This window comes from Gelidibacter sp. (assembly GCF_035515035.1).
Taxonomy (GTDB): domain Bacteria; phylum Bacteroidota; class Bacteroidia; order Flavobacteriales; family Flavobacteriaceae; genus Gelidibacter.
Genome location: NZ_DATJCA010000117.1, coordinates 41,735 through 50,825, shown reverse-complemented (window position 1 = coordinate 50,825; position 9,091 = coordinate 41,735). Strand labels below are relative to the sequence as shown.

Sequence of the window (9,091 nt, the reverse complement as noted above, 5' to 3'; positions counted from 1 at the left end):
TTAAGGTGTATTCCACTTTTAATGCTTTTCCGCCGTTTGCTTCCACCATTTTTGCCATCGCCAATAAGCTATAGGCTGTGGTTTGCGTGCTCATCCATCGATTACTGGAAAGATCTTTGGCGAGATCCTGTGCCAATTCGCGCATTTTAGGATTTTTGGTCAATACCATGGTTTCCAAGGCCATTGCTCTATTTCTATCTACAGAACCGTAGGTATAATAATTATATTTTGGAGGCAAGAAGTTGATATTTGCCGTACTCGCAATCTTATCGTTCGCTTCTTTCTGTCCTGCCAAAGCATAGGCTGCAGCCAATCGCCATTTGGCTTCATTTGAAATTTCGCTAAACTCACGCAAACGGTTCATGGCTGCCAAATCTGCACTGCCCGCCAATGCCAATGTGTATAGACGATAAGCCTGGGCTAAATCGGTATTGGCAGTTCGGAAACTTGGGCGCCAATCGCTCGCGGCCTGTTTTTGGTAACGCAACCAATTGCTCTTAAACGTCAACGGTAATACAAAGCCTTTTTTCTCCGCCTCCAACATAAAATGCCCTGCATAGGTTGTGCTCCAATCATCTGCATTATTTTCTCCCATCCAATAACTCATGCCACCTGATGCCAATTGGAAATTACCCAAACGCTTTATTCCGCTCTCAATATTGCTTTGGATTTCCTGTTTTTTCTGAGCGGTCAAATCGAAGATATCCGTCAAGTATAATTGTGGAAATACCCCAGAAGTGGTTTGCTCCAAACAGCCATGTGGATACTGTACCAAAAACTGTAAACGTCGGGAGAAATCCATGGGTGGCAAAGTGGAAAACTCCACGGTTGCACTATTGGTTCCCATTTCACCAAAGGTTGAGAATTCCATCGTTTTTGAAGCATTGGCTTCTAAAGTTTCATCCCATGTTTTTGAGCTGATCGGATTAGGATTGTAAACATCAATTTCTACTTTGTAAGTGGATTTTTCTCCATTCCCGCTGGCAATCACTTCTACTGTATTGAAGCCTTTTGCCTTACTCACATCCAATTCAAAATAAGTCATTTGCTCGTCTGGCTTTTCAAAATGGAGTGTTTTGGATTTGTCTCCAACCACTGAAATACCATCACTGAGCTTTAAGCTGATGCTGACATTCTTTACTTTAGATTCCATGGCAAATACCGTAACCGGTAAGGTCACTTTCTCTCCAGGACTCAATTTTCGTGGTAGTGATGCTAAGACCATCAATGGCTTTTTAACCTGTACCGATTTATCGACACTGCCATAAGCTTCGGTTTTTGCATCTCCTGCAACAACCATCGCCCGAACTGCCCCAATATAGTTTGGTATTTTTATTTTATGCGATTTCCTTTCACCTGCACCCAAAGTGAAAGGTCCTAAATAAGTAACCACCGGTTTAAATCGGTTGGCTTTTTTGTTTTTACCTGCGGCGGCATTGGCATCACCACCAATAGCGAATACCTGATCAATGCTGCCGCTGTAAGCGCCGATGACATCGTCAAAAACATCCCACGTTTTCACACCCAAGGCTTCACGTGCAAAAAACTCATCCCAGGCATTGGGCGTTTTAAATCGGGTAAGATCCAATAAACCTTCTTCAACAATAGCGATGGTGTAGGTCATTGACTTTTTATTCTTTTCGCTCACCACAACTTCAAAGTTTTGTTCTGGCTGAAGCACATCTGGCATCCTGATTTCCGGATATAATTTGGTGGCTGGGTTTTCAACCATTATTGGGATCACTCCGAATAAACGAATTGGTAAATCATTAGCCGTTGTGGCATGTGGTTGCAAAAGCGAGATATTGACAAATACATTGGGCGCCATTTCAGCTGTGATGGGAATATTAACCGTTGTTTCACCTTGCGTAGTCATTACCCATTTATACGACAGGACTTCAGATCCATTTTCAATACTAACAAGTGCCCTGCCTTGAGTGCCTGACGGGAAGGTAATCTTAGCGGTTTCCCCGACATTATAATTTTCTTTATCGGCTGAAAAGACCAACATTTTGGCCGCTTCCTTATCTGTATCTGGCGAATTTTGATACCAATCTTTGTAGAAATAGGCTGTTCTTCCCGTTGCGTGACCACTTTCTGGATCTGTAATTCTGATCAAATAACGTCCACGCGCATTTTCTGGAATGTTTAGGGTGAACTTTCCTTTTCCGTTGGAATCGGTAGTAACTTTTTTATCTAAGTAAGAGCGATGAAAATTGCTGGACACATAACTTGACAAATTATCCTCAGCTGAATTCCACCACCAACGCCATTCGATTTTATAGACTTTTACGTCGAGATTTTCGCGTTTTAAAGGATTGCCTTTCGCATCGACCGTAACGATATCAAACGTTTGATTTTGATCTGTTATAAACGACCCGTAGCGATCTCCCTCCGGGGATTTCAATCCGACAAAAGAATTGTAAGGTGCGTAAGTTTTTGTAAACGCATCCAATGAGAAATCGCCGCCATTTTCAAAAGCCCTGACCAGAAATTGAACGTTCAACAATCCTGGAGCATTTTTGCCAATATTCAAAGATTTTTTGACCTTTGCGATACCGTCCTCATTCAAACTGCCTTCAAAAACATTTATTTCTTCTGAAGAAAATGATCGTGTTGGATCCACAAATTCATACTCTTTATAATTTTTGAAGCCTTCATAAGAGGTGCTGAATTTAGCTTTTATCTCAGCTTTCAAATTTTTTGCAGGAGCGCCATGCAACCATTTAACATCCAGAGTGCCATTTAAAGGTGCATTGTTGGAAAGCACTTCATCTTCAAAATCAATTTGGATCTTTAGTCGGTTGGGCTTTACAGTTTCGATACGCAAACTCTTATAAAACGAAGCGCCACCAACAGACACCTTTGCACTATAATTTCCAGTTTTGTCCTCACTATGTGTGGGTACGGTAAAACGGTAGAAATTATTGATGTTTTCTGTATTGATGTTCTTGTAAATCAGTTTACCACTGGGGTCGGTGACTTCCATTTTAACAGGATGTCCTTTTGGTAATTTATTGTCGTTATCATTCAACATAAAGGTTAAAAACAATGAATCTCCAGGGCGCCAAACCCCGCGTTCGCCATAGATATATCCTTTAAGCCCACGTTGCAAGCTATTTCCAGACACATCAAATTTGCTTAACGACAACGAATTGCCATCTACCAATTTGATATACGTAGTGTTTTTTCCTTTGGTAATTATGGCGAAAGTTGCAAGTTTATTGGTTTTAAACGATACCAAACCTTCGCTATCAGTTGTTGCTCTTCCCACTTCCTGCTGTTGGAAATTATACAATCTTACCATTGCTCCAGCCTCAGGACTCGTATCTAAAATATTAGTGACCGCAAAATAATGAGTATTGTTGGCGCCTTGTTTTACGATAACGCCCAAATTGGACGCGAGTAAGTTTTGCGAAACGATGCGATCTTCATTGTAATACGCTTCGTGGCATGGATTGTTGCGTTCATTCCAATTGTAGTTGGAATTTCTGTAGCTGTAGATTAAATTATCCCAATAGTCTTCTTCGCGCAGATCTTCATCTTCAGTAGTGCTCTCATTGTAATTCTCTTCATAATAATAATCATCGTAGGAATAGTCGTCATAAGAATCATCGCCTGAATTTTCAACATTCGCATAATTATCACAATTGAACATGGAATATTCCTTTTTGACGCTCAATTCTACACGATAAATGGCACCCGGATCAGCATTGAAAAATTTAGAAAGATCAATGCTATAGGCTTTCCACTTGCCGTCATTTTGAACGGCATCATTTTGTAGAGTAATGGTTTGTTTGGCTATCCGGCGCCCAACACGTTTTATAGCCGATTCATTATTACTTTGCAATTGGTTGTCCTGAAGAAATTGCAACACATTATCTTCAAATATCTTGATGATGCGTACATCAACTGCCTTCAAATTAACGGCTTCAAAATTGAATTTTAATGCGTTGGAATTCGGTAGAATAGTGCCATTACTGATCAACCGTACCTGTGGTTTTAATTCTTCAAATGAAATTGTTTCTGAGAATTGTTTTTTAAGTTTAAAACCGTCTGTATTGGTTATCCCTGGAAAAACATCAACCAAAACATCACCCACCAATTTTGAATCTGGATAGACCTTTAACACGTTACCATCCACAATATATTTTGGGTTTTTAGAATTTTGAATGGTCACCAAACCATCAAAGTTTTGTTGCTTTTTTAAAGGATCAGAAAAGTTAAGTGATAAGTACTGTTCTGGTGTCTGAACCACTTCCACATTAACGATGGTAAAATTATTGATGCCCGGAATACTGAACTTACTTGTTCCAGAATTATCAGCTTTAATAGCTTTCCCATTCCATTTGACCAAAATTTCGCTGTCTTCAATAAGTCGATTAATGCTGTCAATTTTGAACTCAAAAACCTTAGATTTTTCAATGGACTCATTCCATTGTAACTTAAGTTTCTTACCGTTTTGTGAGGCTTCTACAAGTTGTTTGGCATCTTTGATATCAATAATATCTGCCGATTTTAACGCTGCTTCCAAGTACTGCCAGTTTTTGCTGTAAGACTGTAAATTATTTGTGACGACATTGAAGTTAGGTGCAATCGTTTTGAACTGAAAGGTATAGGTTCCAAAATCTTTGGGTTGATTTTTATAAATCTTGTCCAACTTAACCGTCACACTATATTCCGTATCAGGTTGAAGTGTTTCGTCTGGTTTAAAAATTAGGGAGTGCGCGTTTTCCACCAATAATCTCCCCTGAACATGAGGTTTAATAGTGACAATCTTATCAGAAATTTCCTGTCCCATAGTCCAGCCTTCCACATCTTTGGTTAGATTTATTTGGATAGGGTCAGCAATAGATACACGTCCCGCAGTGGTGTAACTAATATAATCACGAAACTTGAAAAGATTATCTGTTTCTTCATGTGAAGTGCTTTCTTTTTTACAGGAAACCACAAGAAGTAGTGCAAAGAGACACGTAATACTATTTTTAAAGGACATACAATTCATGGTGTTAAATGGCAATTAAGACGGTTAAGGCTATTGTAAATATAGAGCTAATTCTAAAAATTAGTCTTTGTAAATCCCGATAGTTAGGTTTCCAGAAGCGTCCATTGACGCTCTATACATGCCTTCAGTATTATATTCCATCACCATATTTCCATCTTTATCTACGGCAATAATTCCACCATCACCACCCAGATCTGGTACTTTTTTCTGAATAACCTCTTTAGCAGCCTCCTGTAAGCTCAACCCCTTATAATCCATCAATGCCGAAATATCATGAGCAACCATAGCACGTATAAAATATTCACCCCATCCGGTACTGCTTACCGCGCAGGTGGCATTATTGGCATAAGTGCCGGCACCAATGATAGGCGCATCGCCAATACGTCCCCAACGTTTATTGGTCATGCCCCCAGTGGAAGTTCCTGCAGCAAGATTTCCATTTTTGTCTAAGGCCACACAGCCCACGGTTCCAAATTTTGAATCTTTTATTATGGGGTCATAAAAAGCCGATTTATCTCTAGCAGTTTCAATTTCTTCAGAAGCTTTTACCCTTTCTAATGCTTTGAAACGCGCTTCGGTATAAAAATAAGATGGATCCACAATTTCTAAACCTTGTTCTTTTGCAAATTGCTCTGCGCCCTCCCCAGACAACATCACATGAGGCGAATTTTCCATCACTGCCCTTGCTAAATTGATGGGGTTTTTTACTGTTTTTGTACCTGCAGAAGCCCCAGCATCCAAATTTTTACCATCCATGATAGAAGCATCCAATTCATTGAGACCCGCATTTGTAAACACGGCTCCTTTTCCCGCATTAAATAAAGGGGAATTTTCTAAAACGTTGATCGTCTTTTCAACAGCATCCAAACTTGATCCACCATTTTTTAGGATGTCATGCCCAACCCTAATAGCTTCCTCTAACTTGGCGTTATAGGCAGCTTCATCTTCTGCCGACATGTTTTCCCTCAAAATGGTGCCGGCACCTCCGTGGATGACAATGGCAAATTCATTGGTTTTTTTAAACTCGACATCCTTAGAATCTGGCGTTTGAGTTGTTGTTTGTTGCTCTAAAGCAGAAGTTTTTTGATCGTCCTTACAGTTTAAAAATAAAAGCATCAAGAAGGACAAATAAAACAGGTTTTTCATAGTATATAAATTGAAAATCAGCCTTAAAGTTAGCATTTTTTTAAGAAGCTCAGGTTTCAAAAAGCGACATTTTATTGTTATCTTCGCAAGAATCATTAATTAATAAAAAAACATATATATGCAAGCAGTTGCTACAGATTTTGGAATTGAAAAAGCCTTAAAGGAATTAGGCGTTAAAGATATAAATGAGGGCTCTTCTACAGGCTCGAATAATTTTTCTAACGGCGAGGTTATTGAAAGCTACTCTCCAGTAGATGGAAAACTGATAGGTAAGGTCAAAACTACCACCAAAGAAGATTATGAAAAGGTCATGCAGACTGCAACTTCGGCTTTTAAAACTTGGAGGTTGATGCCAGCCCCTCAACGTGGTGAAATTGTACGTCAATTTGGTGAGAAATTGAGAGAAAAAAAAGAAGCCCTTGGTAAGTTGGTATCCTATGAAATGGGTAAATCCTATCAAGAAGGTTTAGGCGAAGTACAGGAAATGATTGATATCTGTGATTTTGCTGTCGGACTTTCCCGTCAACTTCACGGTTTGACCATGCATTCTGAACGTCCAGGACATAGAATGTATGAGCAATACCATCCATTAGGTGTTGTTGGAATTATTTCGGCGTTTAACTTCCCAGTAGCCGTTTGGTCGTGGAACACCGCTTTGGCGTGGGTTTGTGGTGATGTTTGTGTATGGAAACCAAGTGAAAAAGCACCACTATGTGGCATCGCTTGTCAAAATATAGCGGCCGAAGTTTTTAAGGCCAACAATTTGCCAGAGGGTATTTCTTGTTTGATTACTGGTGATTACCGCGTGGGTGAAATGATGACGAAGGATACCCGTATGTCATTAATTTCCGCAACAGGTTCAACCAGAATGGGTAAAATTGTAGCTCAGGAAATTGCAGCACGTTTAGGAAGATCTTTATTGGAATTGGGTGGTAACAATGCCATCATCGTTACGCCAGATGCTGATATAAAAATGACCATCATCGGTGCTGTCTTTGGTGCTGTTGGTACCGCAGGACAACGTTGTACCTCAACACGAAGATTGATCATCCATGAGAGTGTCTATGATAAAGTTAAGGAGGCCTTGATCACTGCCTACAAACAATTACGTATTGGTAATCCGTTGGATGAAAATAACCACGTGGGGCCGTTAATTGATAAGGATGCCGTTAAAATGTACCAAGATGCATTAGAAAAAGTAGTTGAAGAAGGTGGAAAAATCATCGTGGAAGGCGGCGTGCTTTCAGGCGAAGGCTTTGAAAGTGGATGCTATGTCAAACCAGCCATTGCAGAAGCAAAACCTGAATATGAAATCGTTCAGCATGAAACATTTGCTCCTGTTCTTTATTTATTAAAGTATTCTGGAGATGTACATAATGCCATTGAAATTCAAAATAGTGTGATGCAAGGCTTGTCTTCAGCAATTATGACGAATAATTTACGTGAAGCCGAAGCTTTCCTATCTGTACAAGGGTCTGATTGTGGAATTTCAAACGTGAATATTGGAACTTCTGGTGCAGAAATTGGCGGTGCTTTTGGAGGAGAAAAAGATACTGGTGGCGGACGTCAATCAGGATCAGATGCATGGAAGGTGTACATGAGACGCCAGACAAATACCATTAATTACACAGCAGATTTACCATTGGCGCAAGGAATTAAGTTTGACTTGTAAACCGGTATACATCTATTATTTTAAAAGCCACTTTCTTGAAAGTGGCTTTTTTTATATTAATAAGGTAATGTTTTATTCTACTTCCTTTATCAAGTAAATATAAACCGGAAAATGGTCACTAAAGCCACCGGTAAATCCTTCATCGGCGAAACTCCTGAACGGATACCCTTTCCATCGGCCTCGTTTTGTGGTCAAATAATTTTTGTTGTAGATAAAGGCTTTATAAAACCTGAACGAAGAGTAATCCTTTTCCAATAACGGCTGGGTCATCATAATTTGATCAAACAAACTCCAGGCATCACGATAGGCATTTGTACCCAATCCACTTTTATAAAAATTTTCGTAAGGGTTGTAAATGCCCTTTAATTCGACCTCTGTTTTTTCTGCTTTTGCTTGTAATATGTCTTTTACACTAACGTTAATGGGATCGTCATTTAAATCGCCCATGGTAATAATCTTGGCATAAGGATCCGTGATCTGTAAGGAATCGATAATCCGCTTGTTTAGTTTTGCCGCACCAATGCGTTTGCTTCTACTGCGCTCTTCCCCTCCACTTCGTGAGGGCCAGTGGTTGACAATAATGTGTATCAAATCGCCCTCCAAATTCCCAGTCACTAAAAGCTGATCTCTTGTATATACCCGATTTCTGGTGAGGTCATCATAAATATATAAAGTATGATTACTTGTATAAATAGGCTGAAATATTGCCTTTTGATAAATCATTCCTACGTCAATGCCACGTTTATCTGGAGAATCATAATGAATGATTCCATAATCATATCCCAACAGCAACGGATCATTGATCACATCCACCATGACACTCCGGTTCTCAATTTCAGCAACACCCAATATCGCCGGAGCGTTACCCGCGCCATCTGCACCAATATCTGCAATAACCCGCGCCATATTGTGGACCTTCTTTTTGTACACTTCTGACCTTCCCGTGTTCATTTCCATTATCGGACTCGCCTCGTCAAATATGGTAGGATCATTAATCGTATCAAATAAATTCTCCAAATTATAAAAGGCAAGGGTATGGATCTTAAATCTTTTAGTTTCTTGAGACCAAAGATTGGTGACCAACAGTGAAAAAATCAAGGTGAAAATTAATTTTTGAAATTTCATGCTTAACACATTTTTTATAAGTCACTAAAAATTATACCAAATGTAAAACTTTATTATAAACAATACATATTTTGACTATCTTAAATGCCTAATAACTAGGTGGTAAAGAAAAAATTTATAATCTCAATCAGGATTAGGTCAAA

General features: G+C 39.3%; 4 protein-coding genes. 1 reads left to right on the top strand and 3 read right to left on the bottom strand.

Annotated elements, in window-relative coordinates; all coding sequences use genetic code 11:
- On the bottom strand, positions 1-4,996 hold a 4,996-nt coding region (locus VLZ86_RS10160; protein ID WP_325450955.1), incomplete at its 3' end, for an alpha-2-macroglobulin family protein.
- Positions 4,997-5,065: 69 nt separating this feature from the next.
- Entirely contained in the window at positions 5,066-6,151 is a 1,086-nt protein-coding gene (locus tag VLZ86_RS10155; protein ID WP_325450953.1) for an isoaspartyl peptidase/L-asparaginase, read from the bottom strand.
- A 118-nt stretch (positions 6,152-6,269) separates the two neighbouring features.
- On the opposite strand from VLZ86_RS10155, the gene VLZ86_RS10150 reads away from it, so the two are divergent.
- Positions 6,270-7,823: an aldehyde dehydrogenase family protein gene (locus VLZ86_RS10150; protein WP_325450951.1), complete on the top strand. Its 1,554-nt coding sequence runs from the start codon at positions 6,270-6,272 to the stop codon at positions 7,821-7,823.
- 72 nt (positions 7,824-7,895) lie between these two features.
- Here the strand turns inward: VLZ86_RS10150 and VLZ86_RS10145 are convergent, their stop codons facing one another.
- Positions 7,896-8,948, bottom strand: a complete 1,053-nt coding sequence (locus VLZ86_RS10145) for an endonuclease/exonuclease/phosphatase family protein (protein WP_325450949.1) — start codon at positions 8,946-8,948, stop codon at positions 7,896-7,898.
- Positions 8,949-9,091 lie beyond the last annotated feature (143 nt).

Coding starts and splice junctions, on each gene's coding strand:
- VLZ86_RS10155 (WP_325450953.1), bottom strand. CDS start 6,151: ATGAAAAACCTGTTTTATTTGTCCTTCTTGATGCTTTTATTTTTAAAC.
- VLZ86_RS10150 (WP_325450951.1), top strand. CDS start 6,270: ATGCAAGCAGTTGCTACAGATTTTGGAATTGAAAAAGCCTTAAAGGAA.
- VLZ86_RS10145 (WP_325450949.1), bottom strand. CDS start 8,948: ATGAAATTTCAAAAATTAATTTTCACCTTGATTTTTTCACTGTTGGTC.